Below are 866 nucleotides of genomic sequence, written 5' to 3'. Positions count from 1 at the left end.
CCGTATCAGATCGCCAGCAAGCTGAAAGAAGAAAAAATCCTCATTCCGTCCGCTTACCTTGCCCAGCACGGCGAGGGCGTGAACAAGAATAAGACTTTCAAAGATGTGTACGGCTGGGGTTCTTCCACCATCTGCAACCTTCTTGAAAAGCGTGAATATCTGGGACACACCATCAATTTCAAGACCCGAAAGCACTTCAAGGACAAGAAAAGCCATTATGTCCCGGAGGACGAATGGACGATTTTCGAGAATACCCATGAAGCTATCATTGACCAGCAGACCTTTGACCTTGTGCAGAAAATCCGTGGGAATGTCAGACGCTACCCGGACGGCTGGGGCGAAGCAGCTCCCCTCACAGGCTTGCTTTATTGCGCCGATTGCGGCGGCAAGATGTATGTCCACCGCACCAACAACGGCAAGCGTATCTCTCAATATACCTGCTCACAGTACAGCAAAATCCCGGTCGGAAAGCTCTGCGCCACACAGCACCGTATCAATGAAGATGTGGTGCTGTCCCTTGTCTCTGAAATGCTGAAAGCCATTGCAGAATATGCCAAGCATGACCGAGCCGAGTTTGTCCGTGTGGTGCAGGAAGCACAGTCCAGCCAGCAGACCACAGAGGTCAGGAAACAGCGGACACGCCTTGCCGCCGCAAAGCAGAGAGTTTCCGATCTGGAAGTTCTGCTCTGCAAAATCTATGAGGACAACATTTTAGGAAAGCTGTCCGACAGCAGATACGCCACTCTGGACGCTCAATACGCAAAGGAGCAAGCCGAGCTTACCGATGAAATCTCTGCTCTGGAAAAGGCTATCAGGAGTTATGAAAAGCACGAAAAGGACGCTGACCGTTTTATCGCTCTGATTGA

1 protein-coding gene is annotated in these 866 nt (G+C 50.9%); it reads left to right on the top strand.

All coding sequences use genetic code 11. From position 1 onward, the window contains the following. Window positions 1-866, top strand: an 866-nt coding sequence (locus tag PGS25_RS15585; protein WP_270419424.1) for a recombinase family protein, incomplete at both ends; no start/stop codon positions are given.

The organism is Butyricicoccus sp. AM78-15b2TA, from assembly GCF_027665985.1.
In the GTDB taxonomy this organism is placed as follows: domain Bacteria; phylum Bacillota; class Clostridia; order Oscillospirales; family Butyricicoccaceae; genus Agathobaculum; species Agathobaculum butyriciproducens.
This window is presented reverse-complemented; position numbering and strand designations above follow the sequence as displayed.